Annotated in this window: 25 protein-coding genes and 1 pseudogene; 19 read left to right on the top strand and 7 right to left on the bottom strand. The window is 61.3% G+C overall.

The genetic code is table 11. From position 1 onward, the window contains the following. Window positions 1-30 precede the first annotated feature (30 nt). The 13 genes and pseudogenes from BWR18_RS15075 to BWR18_RS15015 all read left to right on the top strand — a co-directional run bounded on the left by BWR18_RS15075 (window position 31) and on the right by BWR18_RS15015 (window position 11803). The gene (locus BWR18_RS15075) at window positions 31-822 is read left to right on the top strand and encodes an alpha/beta hydrolase (RefSeq protein ID WP_076629280.1); all 792 of its coding nucleotides are present in this window, start codon (window positions 31-33) and stop codon (window positions 820-822) included. A gap of 98 nt (window positions 823-920) precedes the next feature. Further along, window positions 921-2129 carry an aminopeptidase P family protein gene (locus BWR18_RS15070; RefSeq protein ID WP_076629279.1) on the top strand — a complete coding sequence of 403 codons (1209 nt, stop codon included), beginning with the start codon at window positions 921-923 and terminating at the stop codon, window positions 2127-2129. Between the two features lie 119 nt (window positions 2130-2248). Further along, window positions 2249-3334, top strand: a complete 1086-nt coding sequence (locus BWR18_RS15065; RefSeq protein ID WP_076629278.1) for a histidine kinase dimerization/phosphoacceptor domain -containing protein — start codon at window positions 2249-2251, stop codon at window positions 3332-3334. A 119-nt stretch (window positions 3335-3453) separates the two neighbouring features. Continuing rightward, the gene (locus BWR18_RS15060) at window positions 3454-4530 is read left to right on the top strand and encodes a hypothetical protein (RefSeq protein ID WP_076630342.1); all 1077 of its coding nucleotides are present in this window, start codon (window positions 3454-3456) and stop codon (window positions 4528-4530) included. Window positions 4531-4535: 5 nt separating this feature from the next. Next, entirely contained in the window at window positions 4536-4874 is a 339-nt protein-coding gene (locus BWR18_RS21750; RefSeq protein ID WP_157598799.1) for a hypothetical protein, read from the top strand. 459 nt (window positions 4875-5333) lie between these two features. Further along, window positions 5334-6449, top strand: a complete 1116-nt coding sequence (locus tag BWR18_RS15050; RefSeq protein ID WP_076629276.1) for a hypothetical protein — start codon at window positions 5334-5336, stop codon at window positions 6447-6449. A 73-nt stretch (window positions 6450-6522) separates the two neighbouring features. After that, a pseudogene (locus tag BWR18_RS15045) lies at window positions 6523-8456 on the top strand (ATP-binding protein). Beyond that, window positions 8456-8767, top strand: coding sequence for a hypothetical protein (locus BWR18_RS15040; RefSeq protein WP_076629275.1), 312 nt, complete (start codon window positions 8456-8458; stop codon window positions 8765-8767). The pseudogene BWR18_RS15045 and the gene BWR18_RS15040 overlap by 1 nt, the downstream one beginning before the upstream one ends. Before the next feature lie 196 nt (window positions 8768-8963). Further along, entirely contained in the window at window positions 8964-9254 is a 291-nt protein-coding gene (locus tag BWR18_RS15035; protein WP_076629274.1) for a hypothetical protein, read from the top strand. After that, a complete protein-coding gene (locus BWR18_RS15030) occupies window positions 9251-9547 on the top strand; it encodes a hypothetical protein (protein WP_076629273.1) in 297 nt (98 codons plus the stop codon). The genes BWR18_RS15035 and BWR18_RS15030 overlap by 4 nt, the downstream gene beginning before the upstream one ends. Then, window positions 9544-10875, top strand: coding sequence for a DUF6638 family protein (locus BWR18_RS15025; RefSeq protein ID WP_076629272.1), 1332 nt, complete (start codon window positions 9544-9546; stop codon window positions 10873-10875). The genes BWR18_RS15030 and BWR18_RS15025 overlap by 4 nt, the downstream gene beginning before the upstream one ends. Window positions 10876-10879: 4 nt before the next feature. After that, complete coding sequence (locus BWR18_RS15020) at window positions 10880-11143, top strand: hypothetical protein (RefSeq protein WP_076629271.1); 264 nt, start codon at window positions 10880-10882, stop codon at window positions 11141-11143. A gap of 12 nt (window positions 11144-11155) precedes the next feature. Beyond that, window positions 11156-11803, top strand: a complete 648-nt coding sequence (locus BWR18_RS15015; protein ID WP_076629270.1) for a DUF1523 family protein — start codon at window positions 11156-11158, stop codon at window positions 11801-11803. Between the two features lie 60 nt (window positions 11804-11863). Here the strand turns inward: BWR18_RS15015 and BWR18_RS15010 are convergent, their stop codons facing one another. Together BWR18_RS15010 and BWR18_RS15005 are read right to left on the bottom strand one after the other, a co-directional pair. Further along, window positions 11864-12982, bottom strand: coding sequence for a THUMP domain-containing class I SAM-dependent RNA methyltransferase (locus tag BWR18_RS15010; protein WP_076629269.1), 1119 nt, complete (start codon window positions 12980-12982; stop codon window positions 11864-11866). Window positions 12983-13027: 45 nt separating this feature from the next. Continuing rightward, window positions 13028-14605 (bottom strand): DUF5928 domain-containing protein, encoded by a 1578-nt coding sequence (locus BWR18_RS15005; protein WP_076629268.1) that lies wholly within the window; start codon window positions 14603-14605, stop codon window positions 13028-13030. 139 nt (window positions 14606-14744) lie between these two features. Between BWR18_RS15005 and BWR18_RS15000 the strand changes: the two genes are divergently transcribed. Further along, complete coding sequence (locus BWR18_RS15000; protein WP_076629267.1) at window positions 14745-15563, top strand: sulfotransferase family protein; 819 nt, start codon at window positions 14745-14747, stop codon at window positions 15561-15563. A gap of 3 nt (window positions 15564-15566) precedes the next feature. Here BWR18_RS15000 and BWR18_RS14995 read toward each other — a convergent pair whose 3' ends face one another. The 3 genes from BWR18_RS14995 to BWR18_RS14985 all read right to left on the bottom strand — a co-directional run bounded on the left by BWR18_RS14995 (window position 15567) and on the right by BWR18_RS14985 (window position 17873). Further along, a complete protein-coding gene (locus BWR18_RS14995) occupies window positions 15567-16304 on the bottom strand; it encodes a leishmanolysin-related zinc metalloendopeptidase (protein WP_157598797.1) in 738 nt (245 codons plus the stop codon). 161 nt (window positions 16305-16465) lie between these two features. Next, window positions 16466-17023 carry an inner membrane-spanning protein YciB gene (locus BWR18_RS14990; protein ID WP_076629265.1) on the bottom strand — a complete coding sequence of 186 codons (558 nt, stop codon included), beginning with the start codon at window positions 17021-17023 and terminating at the stop codon, window positions 16466-16468. Window positions 17024-17228: 205 nt separating this feature from the next. Further along, the gene (locus BWR18_RS14985; protein ID WP_254684873.1) at window positions 17229-17873 is read right to left on the bottom strand and encodes an SGNH/GDSL hydrolase family protein; all 645 of its coding nucleotides are present in this window, start codon (window positions 17871-17873) and stop codon (window positions 17229-17231) included. Between the two features lie 152 nt (window positions 17874-18025). Here BWR18_RS14985 and smpB point away from each other — a divergent pair, with 152 nt between their 5' ends. The 4 genes from smpB to rpiB all read left to right on the top strand — a co-directional run bounded on the left by smpB (window position 18026) and on the right by rpiB (window position 21197). Beyond that, complete coding sequence (gene smpB, locus BWR18_RS14980; protein ID WP_076629263.1) at window positions 18026-18502, top strand: SsrA-binding protein SmpB; 477 nt, start codon at window positions 18026-18028, stop codon at window positions 18500-18502. Between the two features lie 215 nt (window positions 18503-18717). Then, complete coding sequence (sseA, locus tag BWR18_RS14975; protein WP_076629262.1) at window positions 18718-19572, top strand: 3-mercaptopyruvate sulfurtransferase; 855 nt, start codon at window positions 18718-18720, stop codon at window positions 19570-19572. After that, window positions 19572-20753: an amino acid aminotransferase gene (locus BWR18_RS14970; RefSeq protein ID WP_076629261.1), complete on the top strand. Its 1182-nt coding sequence runs from the start codon at window positions 19572-19574 to the stop codon at window positions 20751-20753. Before sseA ends, BWR18_RS14970 begins: the two co-directional genes overlap by 1 nt. A 3-nt stretch (window positions 20754-20756) precedes the next feature. Further along, the gene (gene rpiB, locus BWR18_RS14965) at window positions 20757-21197 is read left to right on the top strand and encodes a ribose 5-phosphate isomerase B (protein WP_076629260.1); all 441 of its coding nucleotides are present in this window, start codon (window positions 20757-20759) and stop codon (window positions 21195-21197) included. Window positions 21198-21366: 169 nt separating this feature from the next. Here the strand turns inward: rpiB and BWR18_RS14960 are convergent, their stop codons facing one another. Together BWR18_RS14960 and BWR18_RS14955 are read right to left on the bottom strand one after the other, a co-directional pair. Beyond that, window positions 21367-22674, bottom strand: coding sequence for an ammonium transporter (locus BWR18_RS14960; protein WP_076629259.1), 1308 nt, complete (start codon window positions 22672-22674; stop codon window positions 21367-21369). Between the two features lie 28 nt (window positions 22675-22702). Continuing rightward, a complete protein-coding gene (locus tag BWR18_RS14955) occupies window positions 22703-23041 on the bottom strand; it encodes a P-II family nitrogen regulator (protein WP_076630341.1) in 339 nt (112 codons plus the stop codon). 251 nt (window positions 23042-23292) lie between these two features. Between BWR18_RS14955 and BWR18_RS14950 the strand changes: the two genes are divergently transcribed. Next, entirely contained in the window at window positions 23293-25476 is a 2184-nt protein-coding gene (locus BWR18_RS14950; RefSeq protein WP_076629258.1) for a transglycosylase domain-containing protein, read from the top strand.

The raw sequence follows: 25476 nt of genomic DNA, 5'->3' as shown, positions 1-25476 counted from the left end.
TTGTCCAGTTCCAATGTAAGGGAGAAGTTGATGCCAGACATGGACGATGCCTATGCCAACGGGGCCTATATCGAGGGCGCGGCCGATTATCCGCCGCGTTGGGCCGAGGAGGCCGAGGCGTTTCGCAAGGCCCTGGGTCCACGTGCGCGGCTGGGGTTGAGCTACGGGCCGTCCGAACGCATGGCGCTCGATCACTTCCTGCCCGAGGGGGAGGCCAAGGGCACGCTCATATTCGTTCATGGCGGCTACTGGCTGAAATTCGACCGGTCCTATTGGTCACATCTGGCCGCTGGCGCGCTGGCGCAGGGATGGTGCGTGGCGATGCCGTCCTACGACCTGTGCCCATCGGTGCGGATCGCCGGGATTACGCAGCAGGTGGCCCAGGCGGTGATGGCTGTGGCCGATGGCAGCATGGGCCCGATCAGTTTGGCGGGGCATTCGGCGGGCGGGCATCTGGTGTCGCGGATGCTCGCGCCAGGCATGTTGCCTGCCTCTGTGACTGCACGGCTGAACCATGTCATGCCCATCTCGCCTGTGTCCGATCTCGAGCCGCTCTTGCAGACGACGATGAATGCGGATTTCAGTTTGGACGCCGCCATGGCGCGGGCCGAAAGCCCGGTGCACCAGCCCAAACCGGATGTGCCCGTGACAGTCTGGGTCGGCGCCGACGAAAGGCCTGTTTTCCTGGATCAAGCGCGCTGGCTGGCCAAAGCCTGGAGTGCAGATCACGTGATCACCCAAGGCGAACACCACTTCAACGTCATCGACGCGCTTGCCGATCCGGGCAGCGACATGATCCGTCGCTTGACGACGACACCGTGACGCGCAACATGGCGGTGGCTGCGGGCGATGGCGTCGCCCGCATTTCCAGCCCAAAACCGTCCTGCACGCCGGGACCTTTCTGAAAAGGAGGGTTTGGCATGACCGCGCGCCCCGATTTCTTCCGCTTCCACAACGGCGAAAAGGCCGTACTGCCCTTTGACGCCGCCGAATACGACGCCCGCCTGACCGAGCTGCGGGAACGGATGGACGCGCAGGGCGCCACCGCCGCTGTGCTCACATCCATGCACAACGTCGCCTATTATTCCGGCTTTCTCTATTGCGCCTTTGGCCGCCCCTATGCCTGTGTCGTGACCGAAGACGCCTGTGTGACCATCAGCGCGGGCATCGACGCGGGCCAGCCGTGGCGGCGCAGCCACGGTGACAACATCACCTACACCGATTGGCAGCGCGACAATTTTTGGCGTGCCGTGCGGGAGGTGACGGGGGAGGGGGCCGTGATCGGGGTCGAGAGCGACCACCTGACCCTGCTGCAACAGGCCAAGATGGAGGATTTCCTGAAACCCGTCGCCACTGTCGACCTGTACGAAACCACCATGCGTCAGCGTATGAACAAGTCAGAGGCCGAGATTGCACTGATCCGCCACGGCGCGCAGGTGGCGGACGTGGGCGGCTATGCCATCCGCGACGCGATCAGGGCGGGCGTGCGTGAGATCGACGTGGCCATGGCGGGCCGCGACGCGATGGAGATGGAGATCGCCAAACGCTTTCCCGATGCCGAGTACCGCGACACGTGGGTCTGGTTCCAGTCGGGGCTGAACACCGACGGTGCCCACAATCCGGTCACGGGCCGGGTACTGGAGCGAGGCGATATCCTGTCGCTGAACACCTTCCCGATGATTTCGGGCTACTATACCGCGCTGGAACGCACGCTGTTTGTCGAAACGGTGGATGAGGCGAGCCTGACGCTCTGGAACCACAACGTCGCGGCGCATGAACTGGGCATGTCACTCTTGAAACCCGGCGCCACCTGCGCCGAGGTGACGGAAGGGGTGAACGCCTATTTCCGCGAACACAATCTGCTGCAATACCGCAGCTTTGGCTATGGCCATTCCTTCGGCGTGCTGTCGCATTATTATGGCCGCGAGGCTGGTCTGGAGCTGCGCGAGGATATCGAGACGGTGCTTGAACCGGGCATGGTCATCTCGATGGAGCCGATGCTGACCATTCCCGAGGGGCAGGCGGGTGCGGGTGGCTACCGCGAACACGATATCCTGGTGATCACCGAAGACGGAAACGAGAATATCACCGGTTTCCCCTATGGACCGGCGCACAATGTGGTTGGCTGATTAAACTATGACATAGCAGGTTGTATTTCCTGCAAGATTTACAACCAGAGTTTGCGCCGCCTCACAGAATCGCGTACCATTTTCGATGAACGGTGCGTGTTCAACGTTTGGAACTCCCTATGCTGGCAGACCGACATCCTTTTCAGGACGAGCGCCTTGACGTCCTGCATTCATATGATGTGCTCGATACTGAGTATGAGGCGGCATTCGACAGTATTGTCGACGTGGTGTCCGACATCTGCGATGTCCCGATCGCGCTGATCAGCCTGGTGGACGGCCACCGGCAATGGTTCAAGGCGGTCAAGGGGTTGGATGTGGCCGAGACTCCGCTGGAATCGTCCATCTGCTCCCATGCGATCCTTGAAAGTGACCTGGTCGAGATCGAAGACACCCATGCCGACCCGCGCATGCAGGGCAATCCGCTGTGTGTCGATGACCCGGGGCTGCGGTTCTATGCGGGTGCGGTTCTGAAAGGTTCCGAGGGGCTGCCGCTGGGCACGTTGTGTGTGCTGGATCACCGACCGCGCCAGTTGACCGATACGCAACGCAAGACGCTTCGGGTCTTTGCCGGGCAGGTGATGGCGCAACTGGAATTGCGCCGCACGATGAAGCAACAGGCGGTGCTGCACAGCGAAGCCGATCACCGGATCAAGAATTCGCTCCAGATGCTGTCCTCGCTCACCCGGTTCCAAAGCCGCGTGTCGGAACTGGATGAAACGCGCGAGGCGCTGGATGCCGTGGGCCAGCGGATTGAAACCATGGGGCGGCTGCACGAGGTGCTGCAGGCGGGCCACGTGCAGACACACGTGGACCTCGACGATTACCTGATCCGCATCGTGGACTTTCTGTCGGAACAGGCGCCGGACAACGTGATCATCGACACGGCCCTTGCGCATCTGCGCCTGACCCCGTCCCGTGCGGCGTCCATTGGCATCGTGTTGAACGAATGGGTGACGAACGCCTACAAACACGCTTTTCCCGATGGACGTCAGGGCGCCATTCACGTCACGGTGACAAACCTTGGCGCGGGGACGGCGCAGATGGAAGTGTCGGACGATGGCTGCGGCAGCAGCGTCGAAAAGCCCCCACGACGTTCGGGCCTTGGAACCCAGATCACCGAAGCGGTGGCGCAGGCGCTTGACGGGACGCTCACGGCGGACGCAAACGCGCACGGCACGCGGCACAGGCTGCTTTTTGCCACCTGACCGCCTTTTCTTGGCGCTGTGTTTTTGCAACTATTTCCCAAACTGTCGGCCTTAGCCGATGTAAATATGCGTAACATTACCTATATATGGTTCAACGCATTGAACAGAAGGGACATTTCATGGCCGATTTCGCAAGTCAGGTGGCAGAATCTCAATCGCAGGTCGCTGAGGCGCAACAAAAAATCTCGGAACTGACCAGCCGGATCGAGGCGGCGCGGGCCAAGATGAAATCGGGCGACGACATCTCGATGGATATCGAGAATGCCACCCTCGAAGATGTCCACGCCCACACGGACGTGATGAATTCCAACATCGCCGAGTTGATCATGGGTCTCGACGACGTCACTGCCGCCTTTTCCAAGGACTTTGACGAGATGCGGTCCAAGACCGGCTGGGAAAGCTTTGTGGGTATCTTTGCCAAGGGCAAGTCGGAATCCATGCGGCAGGAGCGCGTCCGGTCTGCGTCGATTGATGACAAGCTGCAGGACCTGATCTCGAAATCCGATGTGATCGTGCAGTTGTTGCAGGGTCAGCTAACCATGCTCGAAGAGCAGAAAACCAAGGTCGAGGCCAATCTGACCGAGACGCTGGACGAACGTGAATTCACGGTGCAGGAGTTGTCGGCCCTGCAAGCCGACATTCAGGCGATGGACCCGCAGATCATCACGCTGGAGAACAAGATCGCCTCCGAGACCGACGCCGCCAAACGCACGGCGCTTGAGACGGAACTGGCCGACATGAACTCGAAATACAACGAGATGGTGCAGGAAGAGCAGGTCAAGGTGGCGAAGTCCCAGACCCTCGAACGGTATATCGAGAAGGGTAAGACCTGGGTGGATTCGCTCCAGAACCAGGCCGCGACCCAGATGGTGCTGATCAACAAGCTGCAAACCGACACTAAGCAACGCGTGGTGCTGTATGACGCGCTGACCAAGTCGTTGAAGACGGCGCAGCAGCAGGACGTCGCCCACCGGATCAACGAGATTGGGGTCAAGACGGACCAGGAGGCGCAAACCGCCATGGCCGGGATTGGTGCCGCCACTAACGCGCGGATGGCCGACATGCTGGAAGCCCACGAAGACCAGATGGTATTCGCCCGCGACGTGCTGGAGCAGAAGGCGAAGGCAGACGAGCGGTTCGCAAGGCGGTTTGCGCAGATTGTCGAGAAGCATGACAGCAATGCGTATGGTAGGTAAGGTCAATGTGGCTTAAGGAACGGCCACGACCTTTGCGCATCAAAAGCGTGGATGAGCTCTCCCCCGGATTTAAACCCCGCTGGGTAAGAACACGAAAGTGGGCATTGATTGCTTCTCTCTGTTTTCAGTTTGCCTTTGTTTTCTTTCAGAGTGGGCACTTTCATCTACTGGCTGTTGCCAGCCTTTTGTTCGCCTGTCTCGTTGGCTGGTATTGGTTGCACCCCAAAAACTACTCCGCTCTTGTAGGATTGCTGCTGCGACCTTTCCCTGAACTGGCGCTCGAACATGCAAAACTGGAAAGCTGGTTGGAATTTGATCTCGACTGGAATGAACAGCAGCTATGACCGACACTGGAGAAACTCGAGCGCCCGGAGGCGCCGCCGGGCAGCCCCCGACCGCCCCTCCGGGCGGGGGGATGCCCTTGGTCCTGCTTAAAGGCAGTCGGGAATGAAGTTGGGTCCTTTGTTGGTTTTCTTGAAGTTTGGAGGTCTGTTGACGCTACTAACTTTGACAAGCCAATGCAGTGCAGTGTTTCAAACGGACCAATTTTCAACATTACCGATCGGCGAAGCGCTTCGGTCGCAAGTACTGATCCCGGCAGTCACGATGTTTTTCGCTGGTGGTCTCTTTGGCCTGATATCCCGGATGTGCGTAGGCGCAATTCTTCCGGCAATTGTTTCGGCTCGGCGCCGAGCGGGATTGAGGACGGACGTGAATGAATTTGCGTTGAAACACGTTTTCGAACTGGACGGGCAAGCGAAACCGATCCAGCGAAAATTCTTTCGTGTTTGGAGATTGGGGCAATGACCAAACCCGAAACCTCCGGCCTTACCGACCTTTTCGCTTCGCGCCGTTACTTCAAGAAGTTCGAGACGATCACCGGACATCTCACCCGCGTCGCGGGTGTGATGGAGGCCGAGGGTGATCTGAACCGGGACGAGGTTAAGATTCTCACCCGATACATCGCCGAACTCACCTTCACCTTCCGCGCGCTCGGCCAGAAATACCTGCTGGTCGGCCGCGACACCGGGCGCTTCTTCGGTTCCCTCGCCATTGACACGCGCCACAGCGGTTTTCCGGCGGCCGAAGAACTGCTCACCATGGCCTCGGACGCGATACAGTCGGGCGTGCATCTCGACCGTATCGAACCCGCGGACGAGTTGAAAAAGCAGATGGTCGAGGTGATTATCGGCGACCGGCAGGTGCCCACAAAGCTGCAATTCGCCCTGTCCCAGCGGCTTTATTACGAGGACTTGATGCGCGGACAGTTATTCTGGCCCCGCAACGACCCACAGATCGTCTGGACCGGCAACCTGAGCGATGATCGTCGCAGTTTCCGCATCCATTGGGCCGTTTACGACACCGAACTGAACCTGCCCGTCATCTACATGATGGAGGTCGAGGACACGGGCCGCACCGCCCTGCCCAAGGACCCGCGCCGCTGGCCCGAAGCGCAGGCGCATCTGATGGCGCAATCGCTGGGCAAGCTGAAGCTGGTGACCATTGCCAAGGGGTTCGATGAGGATTTCGACGACATCCACCCCAAACGCCTGCGCCGTTTCTACGCGGGGCCGATGTATTCCTCGGCCTTCACCGCGCAATCGGGGCCCATCCTTGATGTATTGAAAGCCGCCCGCGCGCCCGAAGGGCAGGATTGGGCGCTGGTCTGGACCGAGGAAGACCTGCGCTCTGAACGTGTGATCGAGGAACGCGCGGGCTGGTTTTCGTCGGTCGAACGCGAGGTGTTTGCCCTCGACCCCTTTTCGGGCCGTGGCGCCGACCTCGGGGCGACCCGGATGGAGCGCAGCATCGTCCTGCCGCAACGCGCCTTTCAGGCGCTGGAAGAGATGAACCCGCCGGGCTTTGGATCGGTGCGCAAATTCGTGGTCAGCCCGTCCGGGCGAGTGCTGCGGTACTGACGGGTGGGACGGATGGCAGATCGGCCCTCCGGGGGATGTTTATTTTGCAAAGTGAAGAGAGCAGGTCAGTGATATGAGCCAAACGTCAGATCAAATGGAACTGCGCGAGGCCGAGATTACGGCGCATTACCCATGGCGCTGTCCATGTTGCAGGGCTTTGACCACGCGCCACGGATCGGGAAGGGCAAGGATGCGCCGCAGCAGGAGCGGTCCAGCGGCGTGGGCACGCGCCGCCGCTTCCGCACGACCACGCCCGGCCTTGTCACCCGCCGTACGGTGCCCACCGGGGCCGTACAACTCATGGCAACCGTCGAAGGGGCTGATGACGATAACGCGCTGATGTCACCGGTGCAGGCCACCGTGCTGAACGCCTTGCGCCGTGCCATCTCGATCGCGCTGGCGGTGGCGGAGAACTACGCCTCTGTCTCCGGCCTTGGCGATCTGAAACGCGCGAACCTCGAAGGGGCCTTGCCTGCCGCGCGCAAGACCGAGTTTGCGGAACTGCTGGCGGCGGAGGCGTTGATCACGCTCTACGTCTTTGGCAACGCCACCGCCTATCTGCTCTCTGCCCACCAGACCGAAGTCACGGCAGAGGTGGGCGAGGTCGAGGAGATCCTGACCGATAATGGTCAGACCGCTCTGCACGGGGCGCTTTGGGAACTGGATCAGGATATCGCCGCCCACGCCCCCGACGACGTCCACCTTGTCGCCACCATCACTGCCTATGCCGAGGCGCTGATGGAAAAGGTGTCCTTGCGCGCGCAGAACGCTGCGCGGCTTGCCCCCTTCACCGGCGCAAGCTGGCACGTTGAGGCGGACGACTTTACCGTTCAGGGTTTTACGCCTGCCACCAAGGCCAAGTCGCAGACCCTCACCATGACGTTCAAGAAGCCGCACGAGGTCGTGGGCAACCATATCGCCAAATATCAGGCCATGAAGCTGGCCAAGATGCTGATGGCTTACGATTTCGACCGGCGGCTCAACCCATTTGCCGAACTGGGCGGCTTCATCTTCACCTTCATGGGCGACGGCGCGCCGGGCACGGGCAAGACGACCCTGATCCAGATGATGGCGGGGCTGATCAACGACTATTGCGGGGTCGCGGGCTACACCTTCCGTTACCAGAACCTGAGCACCGACAACATCGACAGCTATCAGGGCAAGTCCGGCCAGAACGCCAAGGCGTTCATCAGCAACGTGATCGACCCGAACGTGATCGGCTTCGGCACCATCGACGACATCGACCAGCTGGCGGGCAAGCGCGGCGACCGCCAATCCTCGGCCGGGCAGTTGGAAATCACGGCGGTGCTAATGGAAAGCTTTGCCGGCGCCAACACCGTCGTGCGCGGCAATTGCACCTTCGGCATGTTCTCGAACTACCCCGAGAATGTCGACGACGCCCTGCGCCAACGGGCAGGGGCGCGGTTCCTGGTGGACGGTCCGCAAACGCGCGAGGATTACATCGACATCCTCGCGCTGCTGATGGGTAAGAACCACGACATCCCGATGGGCGCGCACGAATTGTTCTCGGCCCAAGAGATCAAGAAGGCGGTCGCCGCGAGCTTCGACTCGCATTCGCGTCCGCACGAACCGGGGCTGATGAATGTGTTCGACCGGGTGCATTCGGACATTGGCGAGTTGGACACGATTGCCAAGCTGGGCACCTATTTGAAAGCGATCCAACAGGCCGATGAGCGCTTCACCGGCCGCGCGATCAAGAACATCACCGACGCGGTGAAGGTGCGCGCGATGGATTTCGAACTGCCCGACGAGTGGATGGAGCAGCCCGATCTGTTCCTGTTCAAAAGCTACGATGAGAAGAAGGCGATGATCGAAGAGCTGCGCGTGCCGATCACGGTGGACATGGTGGTGCAGGAGATCAACCGGTACGCGGATTCCGAGTTTCGGTATGCGGACAAGTCGGATGAAGTCGCGATCGAGGCGATGGTGCGCGACTTCGGGCGGCAGGAAGAGGCGAAGAAGCGGTGGTTGGGGAGTAGGGGGTGATGGCGTTTAGTCTTGCGACCTTCTTGGTGGTGGTGATTGTTCCGTTCTGGGCACCGACTTTCGTGAAGGCGGTGCGAGGGCCTATTGCAAACGCAGGACTGCGATTCGGCGTCGGCGCATTGGCCGTCACAGCCGCTCTTTTCCCGATACAAATTGCATTCTTTCCAATGGGTCCGATAACGCGCTTGCCAATGGATCTGGGCTTCTTTTGGCTCGGGACAGCACCTTATTGGGCATCTCTGCTGATTATTCGGATCGCACAGCTTGGTTTAAGGGAACGAGAGCAAAACGATAGGAAGGCGCAATTGTGAGCATCGTTAGCCGGGCCGTACCTGACCTCGGGTGGGCGCACACAGAAGCAGCGCAGTGCGAGGCACAGGCAATACACAATTCGACTGTTCGGCGCGTAACATCAACAATGCGCCCTCCCGGGAGGGAGGTCGGGCGCGGCCCGGCGATGCCGGGCACCCACGGTTCAAGCGATGCACCAGTTTCGGAGGACGGCGTTTGATACTCTGGATCACAACCGCCACCGCCCTCCTCCTCGGCACCGTCCTCCCCCTCCACCGGGCCCTCCTCGGCTTCCTCGCCGCCACAGCCCTCCTCTTCCTCGCCCAAGCCGCCATCCACACCGCCGTGGGCTTCGAAGGCACGCCGCTTTCCGAAACCATGCTGCTCTTCAACAACTCGTGGGGCGCCTATATCGGTTACAACCTCCAGATCACCTTCCGCAGTTTCGCCCTGCCGCTGCTGGCCCTCGCCACCCCGCTGATCTTCCGCATAGGACGGCTGGCATGATCCTTACAGGTATCATTGGCATGGGTGTAATCGTGGCCTTCGCCTGGGTTCTGCCCCCATACCTCAAGCGCGCCATGCCGTTGCCGGATTTCCTGTTCGGCATGGTCTGCACCATCGTCATCATCGGCATTGCGGCGGTTCTGGTTCTGTTGATCCAGGCCGCAGGGCTGCCGCTTCCGATCCTCGGACCTAGCAGGGAGACCGGTTTCGCCAACGCACTCCTGTCGCTCTCCATGCCAGGCGTCGGTGTGCTGGTCATCCGGTTGGCGCAACTTCGGGGAACACGCCCATGATCCGCCTCATCCAACGCGGCTTGATGTTCGGCAACCTCTTCCACGTGGCCTCGCCCGCGCTGGTCGAACGCTACAACCGCGCGCTCGAACATCTGACGGGCAAGCGCACCGCGCTGACCGATTTCTACATCGACATCTCCGGCTACTCGCCCGAGGTCGGGAACGAGCTGAAAGACCCGCTTTACCTGAACCACAACGGGGTCAACCGGCAGTTCATCCTGCTGTCGACCGAGCAGCGCAAGTGCCCGCTGCTCGATGCCAAGTTCTCTACCTCGCAGGGTGTCCTCAAACGGTTCATCGCCGAAAATGAGGCTGCACTTTTCGCCCTCACCGCCCGCGACGCGGTGGCAGGTGAGCTGGTGAACACTGTCTACGACATCTCGCATCCTGCGCGGCTTTTCGACCTGCGCGCCATCACCGTCGAGGCGGACACCACGCGGGGCACGGTGCGCAACGCCGCGCAACTGGCCGAGAAAGTCGATACCTTCCTTCAAGAAGACGACGCCTGGTTCGACGACGTCCTGATCGGTGAGATGATCCAGCTTGCCGGCCAGACGGGCGATGTCATTCGCAACCCGGTCAAACTCAAGCCGCTCAGGGTGGACAAGGGCAACTTCTGGACATCGCATTTCGGCGGGCTCTACATCTTCCAGACGCTTGACCACCCGGCCACCATTGCCGCAAGGAAAAAGCCCGAGGACGTACCCACCAAATACACCTTCGATCTGACCCAGCGAAACCGCATCGCCAAGTTCCTCGAATACAACGATCTGGTCGAACCCGTGGTCAAGGCGCGCGGCATCGACGGCACGGCCATCCTGAAGCAGAAGATGGATTTCATCCTGGTATCAGCGGTCACGGAAGCTGGCGTTGACCTTGCAGGCACAACACGGCGCGATATGCGCCGCCTTGCCCGCGACCACGCGCACCTGCTGCCCGATGAATTCCACGGCCTCGCCGATTTGGTCAATTGGGCCGAGCATGGGGGCAAGTGGCCGCGCATCAGCTCCGAACACCCGGCCTATTTCTACACCCTGCGCGCCGCCTCCACACCCGATGCGGACCTCGTGAACATGCTGCTGTCCGAACTCAGCCCGCGCGACGTGCGCCAGCTCTTTATCTGCCACAAACAGGCGTTCTATGCGGCCTATGCCACTTGGGCGGACGCGAAAAAGGAATATGTCGCACAGTATCTCGAAGCCGAGTACAAGGCCGACAAGGCAGGCGCGCGCGCAGCGCTCTTTGGGCACGACGCCCCCATGGAACCCGATCCCCAGCCCCGCGACTTGATTGCACGCGTGGGGCCCTGGGGCGCAGTCAGGAGGTAAGGACATGGCCGTTGCAAGACTGTTTCTGATCGCCTTCGTGGTGCTGACAGTGATCTATATCTCGCTATCGTTCTACTCGCGCGCGCGTGCCCGCGACCGGCTGGAAGCGGAATGGGACGCTGGCGACATTCCCGGCCCGCGCGAAGCCTATGTCAAACATGGGCTCGCGGACTATGACGGATCGCTCCGGCGCAAGCTGATCCTGGGGGTCTATATCGTGCCCATGGTGCTGATTGGCCTTATCATCTATCTCGTGAACTTTGCGTAAAAAGGACACCCAATGCGGTATGTCGGCTGGACCATTCTGATCACTTTCTGGGTCGCGCTGGGCGCGGCGCTGCACTACACGCTGCCGCAGCGCGATGTTGTTCGCATCGTTCGGGTGTTCGAGGAACGTCAGGACCTGAACGACTGGACACGGATATTCTGGTCGCGGCCCGACGAACAATCCGACACGTTCATCAGCCGGGATGTGCAGTTCCTCCAGACGGTGCGCGCTAACGGACGACCCATGGTCTACCGGAACGAGGATACCGGCTGGAGCTGGCCGCCCTATTTCAAGTTCGACACCTCCAACCTCTTTACCGAGGCCGCCGACGCCACGTCGACTCGCGCCGCCCCCGAATGGTACGTGATCACGCATTACGGCTGGCGGAACGAGTTTCTGACGATTTTCCCCAACGCGATCTCGCTGCGCCAGGTCGATGGGCCGGACGCGTCCAAGGGCATCCCGTGGGTCAACATCATCATCCTGACAACGATCGCGGCGATCTTCTACGCGATCTGGGTCCGCTGGCGCCGGTTCCGCCGGGCGCGGATTGACCCCACGCTTGAGGAAATCCAGGACAGTTGGGAAGCCGCAGGCGACGCCGTCTCCGAAAAACGGGGCCGAATTCGCCGTTGGCTCGACACGTGGAAGGCCAAGTGACCCGACCCCTCCTTCATTTCGCGAAATAAACCGTCCCCGAAGGGTCGGTTGGTCATTGCGCTACCCCAAAGAGCCGGTGCGCCACAGCTTCACCCGCAATCCCCCATGGGCAATGCTGGGTCCTTCGGGCAGAAAGGGCAGGCCGGTGGCCTTGGCCAGCGACGCCTCGCTGGTGACAATGCCCACGCGCCAACCGGCAAAGCGCTCGGCCAGCACCTGCCCTAGTCGGCCATAGACCGGGTAAAGCGCCTTCTTGTTGCCGATCCGCGCACCATAGGGCGGGTTGACGATGACCAGACCGGGCGGGCCATCGGGCGGGGTGATCTCGCCAGCATTGCCGGTGCCAAAGGACACAAGGTCCGCAACACCTGCCCGTCCCGCATTGGCTTGCGCCATCGCGATCACGCCCTGATCCCGGTCCGACCCCGTAAGGCGCACCTGTGGTGCGCCCCGCCGCGCGCCACAGCGCAAACCAGCCATTGTCTTGGGATCAAACCCAGCAAACTGCTCAAAGGCAAAGTCGCGCGCGCGGCCTGCCTGCAGGTCCGCGGCCATCTCGGCGGCCTCAATGACAAAGGTGCCCGATCCGCACATCGGATCGAACACCGGCTGCGTTCCGTCAAACCCGCACTGGCGCAGAAACAGCGCCGCCAGTGTCTCGCGCATGGGCGCCTTGCCGACAGCCTCCTTGTGGCCGCGTTTGTGCAGGGGTTCGCCCGACGTGTCCACGCTGATGGTCACGCGGTTGTCGTCAATGCGAACCTTCAATGTCACAGGCGCATCGGCCGCGACGGTCATTCCGGCACTTTCCACCAACGCAGTCTCGATCCGCTTGGTGGCAGCTCCGGCGTGATAGATCTTGGACTTGCGCGACGTGGCCACTTCGACCCGCACAGGCGCGTCCGGTCGTAGCACCTCGGTCCAGGGAAACTTGCGCGCCCGCTTGTCCAGCTGGGCCAGATGGAACGCCATGAAAGACCCCATGCGCCAGAGCAGACGAGTTGCGCCGCGCAACTCCAGATTGGCACGCCAGACCTCGGGCCAGCCGCCGTGCAGGCTGACGCCGCCGGGCACGACATCGACCACGTCAAAACCAAACCCGCGCGCTTCGTCGGCAAGGGTCTGCTCCAGTCCCGGCAGGGTGATGGCAAAAATCGGTGCGGGGTCTTTGGTTGACATGCTGCTGTCTATAGGACCCCGCGCGCCGAACCGCAAAGGCGCGGATCAGTCCGCAAACAGATAGTCCACCGACGCAATCTCGCGCGCCTTTTCCGGCGCCACACTCAGGAAACCGGACAGGGCCTCTGCATTGTCGTCCATATCGGCGGTCTCCTCTATCCGGTACAGATGCTCGAAATCGGCGTCCCGTATCCCATCGGATTCGTAGGTCATGTCGTGCCGGATGGTGGGCAGCAGCCGGTCCAGCGTGTCGGTGCTGGTCTGTTCCCCGGCCAGTCCCACGCGCATGGCGTGCCCAATCAGGTACTCGTCCGAGAAACTGCACTGGATCTCCAGGATACGCGTGATCGACCTGTCGCCCGCAAAATCCTGCAACAGGTCCAGATTGCCAGGGTCCATGCACACGATCAGCCGGTCGGTGTCGAAATAGTCAAACAGCATCCGCATCAGGGCACGACGGTGGCGGGTGCGCTTTTCCAGCGTCTTCTGGATGCCGCCCAGATCGGGCAGGGGGGTATGCTCTTCGTTGAACAGGTATTCGATGGCGGGCACGTTGGTCATGACCCGGACGCGCTCAAGCAAGCGCTTGGCGACATGCCATTTCTTGCACACGATGATGAGCAGCTCGCGATTGCGGCCCAGCGTGCTCTCGGTTTCCCAGAACCGCATGGCAAAGCGGCGCCCGATCCGGCCCCGACCGGTCAGGAACTTGAACAGGCTCGCCCCCTCGTTCGAGATCTGGAACTGCACATTCTCGGCCGCATACAGCAAACCAAGGCGTCGCTTGAGGTCCTTGGCCTCGGGGCTGATTTTGCGGGCAAAAAGGAAATCCTGGCTCAGCAGCAGGTCATAGTGGTCATCATAGAAGGTCACCGGGATACCGTAATCGGTGAACATCAGAAAGGTCAGTGTGCGGCTTCTAATCTCCTCCTCGGGCACCACGTGGCGCACGATGGTTTGAAAAAATGTCTCGTCCGGGATCCACGTGGTGCGGAAAAAGCGCATCACGTCGCGGCGAGACCGGGTGAAATCCAGCACCCATTCAATCGTGCGACGGCGCAGGCACCACCACTGGCTGCCGATCTGCACCTGAATGTCGGCGGGAATTTCGCGCTTCAAACCAAAGCGTTGCTGCAGGTGATAGCTGGTGTAGAACCGCCATTTCTGCGTCCGCTCGTTAAAGAAGTGGCGGTAGATCAGTCGATCTTCCTTCAGGCCGGTCTTGATCCAGTCGCTCTCGAAATAGTCGAAACTTTCGATAAAATCCGCATCGTGGTCGTCCAGAAACTGATGCGTGTACTGCGCCGACTTGATGGCCATGCAGTCGCCCGACAGCATGTAGAAGTGGGTCGCGCGCGGAAACGCCTCGACCGCGCTTTCCACAGCGTACAGCGTGGCTTGCACAAGGCTCCACTCGCCCCAACCACAGCGGATGCGACGATGAGCAAAGGTGACATTCCGATTGTCTTTCAACGCCTTGCTGATCTGTGCAAAATGCGCGGGATTGGCGCGGGCGTCGAAATGGATGGACATGTAATCGCCGGCCGCAGTCAAACGCTCCGCCTGCTTGATGATGGCATCCGGATCCTTGTGACACAGCAGAATGTAGGCAATTTTTGCCATTCAGGAAACTTTACCACCAAGTAACACGCGATTGTTTACGGTGATAAAGCTAAGCAGAGATTGAATAAACAGGATTTCTTTGCTTTTTTGCGCGACAAGCCAGTGGCGTGTAACACTGCAAGTAAAAAGGGCGAGTGGTATGGGGTTCCCAGGGACGTGGATGACGGAAAGCGAAAGTGTGGTGTACCGCGTGGTGCCGAAATGTGCGTGTTCCACCATCGGCCAGATCATGTTCTACTCGGACCATGGCGAATTCTTTGACGGCGACATTCATGACGCGCAGGGCGGCATGCACAAATGGGCCATCGAGGCGAGCCAACCCATCATCACCGATAACGTGAAGACGCACGGATCCTACGCCTTCACCTGCGTGCGCAACCCGTACACCCGCATCCTGTCGTCATTCTTCGACAAGATCTGCGGCATCCAGCGCAACGGGAAACGATATCGCGGCAATCTCGTCCCACTCCTGATCCAGAAATACGGGATCGAGGTGGGCGGCGATGACGGCAAGCAAGAGTTCGACCAGATAAAGGCGTTCCGCCGCTTCCTGCTCTTTGCCCGCGACACCATCCGCTGGCGCCGCCCGATGGACCCGGACATTCATTGGTCCGCGATGTCAGGCCATGTCAGCACATTCATCGTGAATGGCGGCCGCTATGACAAGATTATATGGACCGAACAGTTCAACGACGGGATGGAACAGGTGATGCAGGCGATCGACACACGGCACGCCGTTGATATCGCCGACATCCCCCGCTTCAACGAAAGCGAAGGGCATGGGCCAAAACGCGCCCACCCGGTCGAGGATTACTTTGACGACCTGTCCATGCACCTCGTCTACGAGATCTACAAACGGGACTTCGACCTCTTCAAATACGATTTCGAGGATCCGTCGAACAAGATGCCCGTGGGTGAGATTGACCTCGACGAAGTGCACAAAAAACTGGGCGACTAGGCCCTAATTCAGCACCACGGGATCCGTCCTGCCCATCCGGCACAGATCGCAGATGCGCACCGCTTCGGTGATCCCCATCTTGGCCAGATCCCGGAACTCAGGCAGGTCAAACGGATCCGCCGCGGCGTAATCCACGGGATACCCAAGATCTTCGAAGGATGCGAGTGTCAGACGGCTGAGCGGGCGCACCTCGCCCGACAGAAACCCAGTCATCAATTCATTGCCGAACACCAGCTCGCGCCAATGCCCCTCGCGCGTGCCTGGACCGCCCGTATTGGCAACCGGCACCGCCTGCTCGCCATCCGGGTCAAGTGCTGCAAATTCCCGGCGCGACGCGGTCCCGACAAAGCGCGGGTCCATCGTGCCCGCGCCTGTAATCAGCCCCTTGCGATCCCACAACGTGCCAAAGCCCAGCACATGGGCCATCTCGTGCAGCACGACATCCTCGAACCGGCCACCTGCCTCCAGGTTCTGAACATCGGCCTGGTCAAACTCCATGATGCCTGCAACGGGCAACTCGGTGTCGGGACGTAACACCGTCGGCCCGGCTTGCCCCAACACCCCGTCGGTGCCGTCCAGGGGCCGCACGGACACATCAATGCGGACACCGGTCAGCGTCTCGCCTTCGAACGTCACGGGGTCAAATGCCGTCTGCACCACCCCGTCCCACCGGGTCGCCGCGCGCTCGAACACGGCGCGGCGTGCCGTGGGCAGGTCTCCGTCAAATCTCAATGCAATCATGTTCCCGCTCCAGTTGTTGCCTGTTATGGGTACAATGTCGGAACCGGACGGCGCGAAACCAATGCCGAGCAGCAGACCGGCACCGGCCAGCCGAAATCGGGCCGCAATGCCAGCCAAATCCCGCCAGCCGTCACTGCCGCACAAGGCCGGTCAAAAGACGCTCACGCGTCCTCTTCGTCCTCATCCTCCGGCCCGTCCCAGTATTCCCAGGCCACCGCCCACGTGGCCAAAAAGAACAGCCCGAACCAGCCAAAGTCGGAAAATCCGCTATACAGGACCCAGGTCTTGTCGGACGTATTGCGCCACACCAACTCGTTCGCGCCGGCCCGCAGCAAAGTGATCGCAATCCAGGCAAAGTTCATCACGTACCACCCCTCGTCGGTCAGCTGCAATTTGTACCCCAGGGTGCGCTCGATCAGGCTCGGCTTGAACAACAGCCCCAAGCCCAGGATGACGGCAAAGGCGAGCGATCCAACCGTCGCACTGATCTTGACGAACGTAGTGTCATTAAAAAACAGGCCCGCAATCACCAACACAGTCGTCAGGGCAAAGATCGAAATGGCCAGCCACGGCAAGCTTTGATCCCAGCGCCAGCGCAGTACGATTGCAATGAGGGTCGCAACCCCGGCAAAGCCAGAGCCCACAAAGATGCCACTCAGCGCATCGCCCAGGACAAAGGCGATGCCCGGCGCGAATTCGACAATCAGACGTTTGTCCATATGACTTTGCTCGCAAGTCCTTCAAACAAAAAAGATTTTGCGCTACGATCTCACCCGTGCAGCAGGGTCCGCCGCCCGCTCTCACCGGCCCGTCATGCAGAAATCCGTGCTGTTTTATCTATGATTGTCTGACGCGCATGGAATACGCGTTTGCAACAAAATGGTGTGGCACGGGCAACACCGCGACCACGCGCGCGCAGCGCGGTCAGGGACCACCCCGATTTATAACCGCAGCAATCCTTGCCGCGATGGCGGCACTGCCCTTGGGCGACGGATGAATACGGTCCACATCGTGAAAACTCAGATCGCCGTGCGGCACGAGATCGGCAATGGATACGAACGTGACGCCCACGTCCCGCGCGGCCATCCGGGCCAGGCGCGCCTCAAACCGGTCGCCCCATTCGCGGCAGTGGTCAATGATCGACCCGCGCCCCGGTGTGCGCAGGTATCCGACATAGGCAACCCGCGCCCCATCCGAGCGCGCCTGTTTGACCGCATTGACGACGGTGCCCGAAGCGCCATCCGAAGCAATCAACCGATCAAGCTGCGCCTCGCATTTGCCGCATCCGCAGCCCAGCCACAGGTCATTGCCGCCGCCGTTCATCACGGCCCAGTCCCAGGGACCCGCCCGGTATTGGCTCCCGATGCGCAAACCCAGACTGCCGCTGATCGGAAGGGCGTAGTGGTAACGCGCCCCGACCACGGATCGGTCGACAACTTGCGTGCCCAACCGCTGCTCCAGCGCGGCCACCACTGACCACTCCGCCCCGGCATTCCATGCCAGCAGGCTATCGCCCGTCGCAATAATTCGCGCCTCGCCCGACGACGGCACCGGCTCCGTGCACGCCATGAGTGCCAAACAGGCTGCCAAATACACCCAAACACGCATCCAAATGCTCCCGAACTCCGGCTCAGATGCACCATACGCGCACGTGTCTCAAGATTTGATGAACCTCGTGCCCCTCTTGCGGGCCTGCCGCCAAGCGCCTACATGCCCCTCCCATGGCCCAAGGAAAATCAGACCCCAATTACAAGGTGGCTGCCGAAAATCGGCGCGCGCGCTTTGACTACGCAATCGAGGATGACCTCGAATGCGGCATCGTGCTCGAAGGGTCCGAGGTCAAATCGCTGCGCGCGGGCGGCGCCAACATCGCCGAAAGCTATGCCCACGTAGACAACGGCGAATTGTGGCTGATCAACAGTTACATCGCGCCCTACGATCAGGCCAAATCGTTCAAGCATGAAGAGCGGCGGCCGCGTAAGCTGCTGGTCTCGCGCAAGGAATTGGCGAACCTTTGGAACGCTACCCAGCGCAAGGGCATGACACTGGTGCCCATCGTGATGTACTTCAACCACAAGGGCATGGCGAAGCTGAAGGTGGGCATCGCCAAGGGCAAACAGCTGCACGACAAGCGCGATACGAGCGCAAAACGCGACTGGAACCGCCAGAAACAGCGCCTGCTGAAAGAGCGCGGCTGATCCTTTTTGACCCACGGGCCGGCTAGCGACCCGGTCCTTCGGGGAGGATTTTCCAAAGTAAACAATTTGGACCGGTGCGCGCAGCGGTAAATGCCGTGCGTTGCGTCGCAAATCAGAATGGACTGAACCCTCGATAGTGCGCGGCGCGCCCCCTTGCATGGCGGTCCCGCCGACGTTACCCAAAGACATCCACTGTCGCCCGAGAGGACCCGCCCATGTCCGATGATCCCCGCACGCTCGTTTCCACGGACTGGCTCGCCGCGCATCTCAAGGACCCCGACCTCCGAGTGGTGGATGCCTCTTGGTACCTGCCGGACGCAGGCCGCGATGCGCGCGAAGAATACGAAGCGGCTCATATCCCCGGCGCGCGTTTCTTTGATATTGACGAGATCAGCGACGCGCGCTCGGACCTGCCGCACATGGCCCCGCCGCCCGAAAAGTTCATGTCGCGGATGCGCGCCATGGGCGTGGGCGACGGGCACCAGGTCGTGGTCTATGACTGCGCCGGTTTGCTTTCCGCCGCCCGGGTCTGGTGGCTGTTCCGCCTGATGGGGCACCGCGACGTGGCCGTGCTCGACGGTGGCTTTCCGAAGTGGCAAGCTGCAGGGCACCCGGTCGAAGACATGGCCCCGGTGATCAAGGACCGGCACCTGACGGCGCGGTTCCAGAACCACCTTGTGCGCGACGTCACCCAAGTCAGCCAGGCGGCCAAGCTCGGCTCGACCCAGGTCGTCGATGCGCGGGCCGCCGCCCGCTTCACCGGCGACGCACCCGAACCGCGCGAGGGGATGCGCGCGGGCCACATCCCCGGATCCCACAACGTTCCCTACGACACGCTTCTGAACGACGACAAGACGATGAAATCCCCCGCCGACACCCGCGCCATTTTCGAGGCGGCAGGCGTCGATTTGCAAAAACCCATCATCACCAGCTGCGGCTCTGGTATCACTGCCGCGATCCTCGCCCTCGCGCTCGAACGCATGGGCCACGACAGCTGGTCGCTATATGACGGCAGTTGGGCCGAATGGGGCATGTCGCCCATGGTCCCCGTCGCAACCGGAGAGGCCTGATGTTCGAAGATCTCAAAGCCCAGAAACCCGACGGCATCCTGATGCTGATGCAGATGTACCGTGAAGATGCGCGTGACGACAAAGTCGATCTCGGCGTTGGCGTCTACAAGGACGCAGCGGGCCACACTCCGGTCATGCGCGCGATCAAGGCGGCAGAGCAAAAGGTCTGGGAAACCCAGGACAGCAAAAGCTACGTAGGCCTCGCCGGTGCGCCAGATTTCAACGATGCGATGGTCAAACTGGTGCTGGGCGACGCGCTGCCCCGCGACGCCGTGAACTCGGTTGCCACACCGGGCGGCACGGGCGCCGTGCGGCAGGCCTTTGAGCTTTTCAAGATGGCCAACCCCGGCGGGCGGGTGTTCGTGTCGAACCCCACATGGCCCAACCACCTGTCCATCCTCGACTATCTGGCCTTGGAAACGGTCCTCTACCGCTATTTCGATGACACCACGCGCGGCGTCGATTTCGACAGTCTGATCGAAGATCTCAAACAAGCGCGCAAGGGCGACCTCGTCCTCCTGCACGGTTGCTGCCACAACCCCACGGGCGCCAACCTGACCGGTCCGCAATGGGACGAGGTGATCAAGGTTCTGCAAGACACTGGCGCGACGCCCATGATTGACATCGCCTATCAGGGCTTTGGCGACGGGCTGGAAGTGGATGCGGCAGCCACGCGCAAGGTCGCGGCAGCTGTCCCCGAATGCTTGATCGCGGCCAGCTGCTCGAAAAACTTCGGCATCTACCGCGAACGCACCGGCATCCTGATGATGGTCGCAAACGGCACGGACAAGGGCATCGCCCAGGGCACGCTCAACTTCCTCAACCGGCAAAACTACAGCTTCCCGCCCGACCACGGTGCGCGGTTGGTGACGACCATCCTGAACGACGACGCCCTGCGTGCCGACTGGATGGCCGAGCTGGAGGAGATGCGGATAGGTATGCTGACCCTGCGCGAGACCTTGGCGAAGGAATTGGAACAGCGCTCAGGCTCCAACCGCTTCGGCTTTATCGCGCAGCATCGCGGCATGTTCTCGCGGCTTGGCGCATCCCCTGAACTCGTGGTGAAGATGCGTGAAGAAAGCGGCATCTACATGGTTGGCGACAGCCGTATGAACATCGCCGGGCTCAACGCGCAAACCGTGCCGGTCCTCGCCGACGCTATCGTCAAGGCGGGCGTCTGATCCATGGCACGGATCGTTCTGTCAAGCGATCACGCCGCCATCGACCTGCGGCAGGCCATTGCAAGCCACGTGGCCGGGCAGGGGCACGACGTCATCGACATCGGCCCCGCCACTCCAGAAAGCACGCACTACCCCGCCCACGGCAGGGCGGCAGCAGAACGGGTGGCCTCGGGTGATTGTGATCTGGGGATCATCCTCTGCGGGACGGGGCAGGGCATCATGATGGCCGCCAATAAGGTCCCGGGCATCCGCTGTGGCGTCTGCTCCGATACGTTCTCGGCCGCGATGATCCGGGCGCATAATGACGCCAACATGCTGGCTATCGGCGCGCGCGTCGTGGGCGAGGGGCTGGCGCTCGACATCTTGGACGCGTTCTTGTCGACCGACTTCGAAGGCGGCCGCCACGCCACCCGTGTCGCAATGATCGAAGAAGGCCGCGTCTAAGCGCAGCCAAGCCTGCCGCTTCACTTAGCCAGAAAAAACCCCGGAGGGTTGGTCAACTGACGGGCCAGACAGTCGTATCTGCTTCGCCAAGCCTCCCCACCGCTTAAAGCAAAAAAGACCGGGCGCGAACGCCCGGTCAGTCGGTTCTCAGGTCTAAGAGGAAGGAGCCTTAGCCTTTCGAGAATTCCGGATAGGCTTCCATGCCCATTTCAGACATGTCGAGGCCCGCGATCTCTTCCTCTTCGCCGACACGGATGCCCATGACAGCCTTGAGGATGAACCACACGACCAGCGATGCGACGAAGGTGAATACACCGTAAGCGATGATGCCCATGATCTGCGTACCCGGCGACGCGTCGCTGTTGTAGAACACAACCGCCATCGTGCCCCAGATGCCCGCAAACAGGTGAACCGGGATCGCGCCAACCACGTCGTCGATCTTCAGCTTGTCGAGCAGTGGCACGGCAAAGACGACAATCACACCGCCGATGGCACCGATCCACAGCGCACCGAACAGGGTGGGTGCAAGTGGCTCAGCCGTGATCGAAACGAGGCCAGCCAGCGCGCCGTTCAGAACCATGGTCAGGTCAGGCTTCTTGTACAGAACTTGGGTCAGGATCAGCGCTGTGACAGCACCGGCAGCCGCCGCCATATTGGTGTTGGCAAAGATCCGGCTCACGTCCGATACGTCACCCACGGTGCCCATGGCCAGTTGCGAGCCACCGTTGAAGCCGAACCAACCCAGCCAGAGGATGAATGTGCCCAGCGTCGCGAGGGCGAGGTTCGAGCCCGGCATGGGGTTCACCTTGCCGTCCTTGTACTTGCCCAGACGCGGACCCAGCACAATGGCACCGGCCAGCGCGGCCCAGCCACCCACGGAGTGCACCACCGTCGACCCTGCGAAGTCCTGGAACCCAGCAGCGTCAAGCCAGCCAAGGCCCCATTTCCACGAACCCGAGATCGGGTACATGAAGCCAGTCAGAACAACGACAAAGATCAGGAACGGCCACAGCTTGATCCGCTCGGCCAGCGCGCCCGACACGATGGACGCGGTCGCGGCGACAAATACCAGCTGGAAGAAGAAGTCCGAACCGACAGACGCATAATCCAGCGCCGCGTCAGCGGCGGCCACGCCCACTGGATCCAGGACCGTTTGGCCACCAATGGCAAAGTAGCCGTTGAAGTCGCCCGGATACATCGTGTTGAAGCCAACAAGCCAGTACATGATGGCCGCGATCGAGAAGAGGCCGATGTTCTTGGTCATTTGCATGGTCACGTTCTTGGACCGCACCAGCCCACCTTCGAGCATGGCAAAGCCTGCAGCCATGAAGAAGACCAGAAAGCCCGCCATGCAGAACAGCAGGGTCGTCATGATGTAGGGGCCGATCTCGTCAAAGCCCGGGGCGTCTTGCGCCAACGCCAGCGTCGGCAGGGCGGACAGGGCCGCACCAACAACAAGAGATTTCGTAAGTTTCATTGTTCCGTTTTTCCCTATGCTGGAGCGCTCAGATGGCGTCTTCGTTCGTTTCGCCGGTACGGACACGCACGGCTTGGCTGACGTCGAGAACAAAGATCTTGCCGTCCCCGATCTTGCCCGTCTGGGCGGTCTTTGTGATCGTCTCGACGATCTGGTCGGCCATCCCGTCGGCCACCACGATCTCGATCTTGACCTTTGGCACGAAGTTCACAGCGTATTCCGCGCCGCGATAGATTTCCGTGTGGCCCGATTGCGAGCCGAAGCCCTTGATTTCTGTGACCATCATGCCGCGCACGCCGGCTTCGGTCAGCGCTTCGCGAACCTCCTCCAGCTTGAACGGCTTGATTGTAGCAATGATGAGTTTCACCACATGTCCCCTTACATTGGCAGGTCGCCCTGCGATATGCGGGGAACAGAAAGCATAGGGTGGGAAGGGCAAAGTTTTGCGCGGGGATTCTTGCCTACGATGCAGAAACGTGTGCATAAAAAATGCGCAAAATGACGTATTTGCCCAACAAATAAGCGTTTAGGAATCGTTACCTATACGCGCGCGGGGCGTGGCAAATGCCGCCAAACCGGGTAAGCTATGGCAAACATAAGGCCGGGCAGGGGTCGTCAATGCGTGATTCAAGAAAGGGCAAACGCCCTTTGGTGGCGGACCGTCGCTATCCAAAAAAGAAGACGGCCAAACCGGCGGCCCGCAAGGCGCCGGCCAAGCGGCGCAAGCCGCCCGCGCGGAAACCGTCGCGCAACATCTTTGTCCGCCTTTTCAAGTGGGTACTCCGCCTTGTCTGGTGGATTACATGGCGCGTCGGCCTGACCGTGACAGCAGCGGTCGCGTTGGCCGTCGGCTATTTCTGGACCACACTTCCCGACGTGAACGAGCTGCTGGATGGCCGCGCCCGCGGCTCTGTCACCCTGCTTGACCGCGAAGGAAACCGCTTTGCCTGGCGGGGCGATCAGTTCGGTGGGGTCGTGATGGCCAGCACCGTGGCGCCCGGCCTAAAGAACGCTGTCATCGCGACCGAGGACAAGCGCTTCTACCGCCATTTCGGCGTCAGTCCGCGCGGTGTTGCCAGTGCGGTGCGCATCAACCTGCGCGAAGGGCGCGGGCCACTGCAGGGTCACGGCGGCTCGACCATCACGCAGCAGACGGCGAAACTGCTGTGTCTTGGCGTCGTCTATGATCCGGCGGAATGGAAGTCCGAAGCGGCCTATGTCTCCGATTGCCGTCGCGGGTCGATCCAGCGCAAGGCCAAGGAAGCCATCTATGCGATGGCGATGGAGGTGAAGTACTCCAAGGAGGAGATCCTCTCGATCTACCTCAACCGGGCCTACATGGGCGCAGGTGCCTACGGGGCCGAAGCCGCGGCACAGCGCTTTTTCGGCAAATCCGCGGCCACCCTGACCCCGTCCGAGGGCGCGATGATCGCGGGGCTTCTGACAGCGCCCTCGCGCCTTGCTCCCACATCCAACTTGGAACGGTCCCGCGATCGCGCGGCGACCGTGCTGCGGCTGATGGGGGAACAGGGATACCTCACGCAGGCCGAGGTCGCGCAATGGCAGCAGAACCCGGCCAGCCTGTCGCCGGCAGCGCGGCGCAAGGCGGGCGGTTACTTTGCCGATTGGGTCATGTCGACAGGGCCCGAATTCTTCACCCGCAACACGACCGAAGATGTCATCATCCGCACCACCCTCGACCAGCGCTTGCAACGCGCCGCCGAAGAGGCGCTGAAACAGGTGTTCGAAACCAAGGTGCGCGAAGGCTCCAAGGCACAGGCCGCCATCGTGGTGATGAGCGCGGACGGCGCCGTGCGGGCCATGGTGGGTGGCCGCGAAACGCGGGTCGCGGGAGTGTTCAACCGCGCGATCCAGGCGCAGCGGCAGACGGGCTCTGCCTTCAAGCCCTTTGTCTATGCGGCCGCCCTGGAACTTGGGTATTCCCCGCTGGATACGGTCATCGACGAGCCGATGACGCTTAATATCCCCGGCTCGGGCGCGTGGTCCCCGCGCAATTACACCAACACGTATTCGGGCCAGGTGACGCTGATCCAGGCGCTGGCGCAATCGCTGAACATTCCGGCAGTGAAAGTGTCGGAAAGTGTGGGGCGCGAACTGGTGCGCCGGATCGCGACTGATTTCGGCATCAACAACGAGATGGCCCAAGGCCCCGCGCTGGCCTTGGGTGCGTCGGAAAGCACGCTTTTGGACATGACCGGGGCGTATGCGGGCATCCTTAACGGCGGTTCCTCCGTCACGCCCTACGGTTTGATCGACCTGCGGCTTCAGGGCGATGATGCGCCGCTGATGGGTACGGGCGGCGGGATAGGCGAGCGCGTGGTGCAGGATCAGGCGGCGGCCCAGTTGATCTGGATGATGGAAAAGGTGGTGAGCGAAGGCACGGGTGCACGGGCGCAGTTCGGTGGGCGCGAGATCGCGGGCAAGACTGGCACGACCCAGGCCGCCCGCGATGCGTGGTTTGTCGGGTTTACGGCGGACTACGTGGCCGGTGTCTGGATGGGGTATGATGACAATACGCCACTCACGGGTGTCACAGGCGGTGGGCTGCCCGCTGAAATCTGGCGGGAGACGATGGTGCGGGTGCACGAAGGGGTGCCCGCCAAGCCGTTGCCGATGCAGGCTCCGGTTGGTGCGACGCGCCCGGATCCCGCGCCGCAGACACCTCGGGACGACGTGCCGCGCACGACCGAAGGGCTTATCGAGATGCTTATACGGGATGTTTTGGGTGGCGGGGGGGAGCCCACCCGCCCCAACGACCGAATTCCGGGCGAAAGCCGCTAG

This window comes from Tateyamaria omphalii, assembly GCF_001969365.1.
Classification (GTDB): domain Bacteria; phylum Pseudomonadota; class Alphaproteobacteria; order Rhodobacterales; family Rhodobacteraceae; genus Tateyamaria; species Tateyamaria omphalii_A.
This window is presented reverse-complemented; position numbering and strand designations above follow the sequence as displayed.

What these genes read in the sequence shown, in the direction of transcription:
- BWR18_RS15075 (WP_076629280.1), top strand. Translation starts at nt 31, where the DNA reads ATGCCAGACATGGACGATGCCTATGCCAACGGGGCCTATATCGAGGGC.
- BWR18_RS15070 (WP_076629279.1), top strand. Translation starts at nt 921, where the DNA reads ATGACCGCGCGCCCCGATTTCTTCCGCTTCCACAACGGCGAAAAGGCC.
- BWR18_RS15065 (WP_076629278.1), top strand. Translation starts at nt 2,249, where the DNA reads ATGCTGGCAGACCGACATCCTTTTCAGGACGAGCGCCTTGACGTCCTG.
- BWR18_RS15060 (WP_076630342.1), top strand. Translation starts at nt 3,454, where the DNA reads ATGGCCGATTTCGCAAGTCAGGTGGCAGAATCTCAATCGCAGGTCGCT.
- BWR18_RS21750 (WP_157598799.1), top strand. Translation starts at nt 4,536, where the DNA reads ATGTGGCTTAAGGAACGGCCACGACCTTTGCGCATCAAAAGCGTGGAT.
- BWR18_RS15050 (WP_076629276.1), top strand. Translation starts at nt 5,334, where the DNA reads ATGACCAAACCCGAAACCTCCGGCCTTACCGACCTTTTCGCTTCGCGC.
- BWR18_RS15040 (WP_076629275.1), top strand. Translation starts at nt 8,456, where the DNA reads ATGGCGTTTAGTCTTGCGACCTTCTTGGTGGTGGTGATTGTTCCGTTC.
- BWR18_RS15030 (WP_076629273.1), top strand. Translation starts at nt 9,251, where the DNA reads ATGATCCTTACAGGTATCATTGGCATGGGTGTAATCGTGGCCTTCGCC.
- BWR18_RS15025 (WP_076629272.1), top strand. Translation starts at nt 9,544, where the DNA reads ATGATCCGCCTCATCCAACGCGGCTTGATGTTCGGCAACCTCTTCCAC.
- BWR18_RS15020 (WP_076629271.1), top strand. Translation starts at nt 10,880, where the DNA reads ATGGCCGTTGCAAGACTGTTTCTGATCGCCTTCGTGGTGCTGACAGTG.
- BWR18_RS15015 (WP_076629270.1), top strand. Translation starts at nt 11,156, where the DNA reads ATGCGGTATGTCGGCTGGACCATTCTGATCACTTTCTGGGTCGCGCTG.
- BWR18_RS15010 (WP_076629269.1), bottom strand. Translation starts at nt 12,982, where the DNA reads ATGTCAACCAAAGACCCCGCACCGATTTTTGCCATCACCCTGCCGGGA.
- BWR18_RS15005 (WP_076629268.1), bottom strand. Translation starts at nt 14,605, where the DNA reads ATGGCAAAAATTGCCTACATTCTGCTGTGTCACAAGGATCCGGATGCC.
- BWR18_RS15000 (WP_076629267.1), top strand. Translation starts at nt 14,745, where the DNA reads ATGGGGTTCCCAGGGACGTGGATGACGGAAAGCGAAAGTGTGGTGTAC.
- BWR18_RS14995 (WP_157598797.1), bottom strand. Translation starts at nt 16,304, where the DNA reads ATGATTGCATTGAGATTTGACGGAGACCTGCCCACGGCACGCCGCGCC.
- BWR18_RS14990 (WP_076629265.1), bottom strand. Translation starts at nt 17,023, where the DNA reads ATGGACAAACGTCTGATTGTCGAATTCGCGCCGGGCATCGCCTTTGTC.
- BWR18_RS14985 (WP_254684873.1), bottom strand. Translation starts at nt 17,873, where the DNA reads ATGGCGTGCACGGAGCCGGTGCCGTCGTCGGGCGAGGCGCGAATTATT.
- smpB (WP_076629263.1), top strand. Translation starts at nt 18,026, where the DNA reads ATGGCCCAAGGAAAATCAGACCCCAATTACAAGGTGGCTGCCGAAAAT.
- sseA (WP_076629262.1), top strand. Translation starts at nt 18,718, where the DNA reads ATGTCCGATGATCCCCGCACGCTCGTTTCCACGGACTGGCTCGCCGCG.
- BWR18_RS14970 (WP_076629261.1), top strand. Translation starts at nt 19,572, where the DNA reads ATGTTCGAAGATCTCAAAGCCCAGAAACCCGACGGCATCCTGATGCTG.
- rpiB (WP_076629260.1), top strand. Translation starts at nt 20,757, where the DNA reads ATGGCACGGATCGTTCTGTCAAGCGATCACGCCGCCATCGACCTGCGG.
- BWR18_RS14960 (WP_076629259.1), bottom strand. Translation starts at nt 22,674, where the DNA reads ATGAAACTTACGAAATCTCTTGTTGTTGGTGCGGCCCTGTCCGCCCTG.
- BWR18_RS14950 (WP_076629258.1), top strand. Translation starts at nt 23,293, where the DNA reads ATGCGTGATTCAAGAAAGGGCAAACGCCCTTTGGTGGCGGACCGTCGC.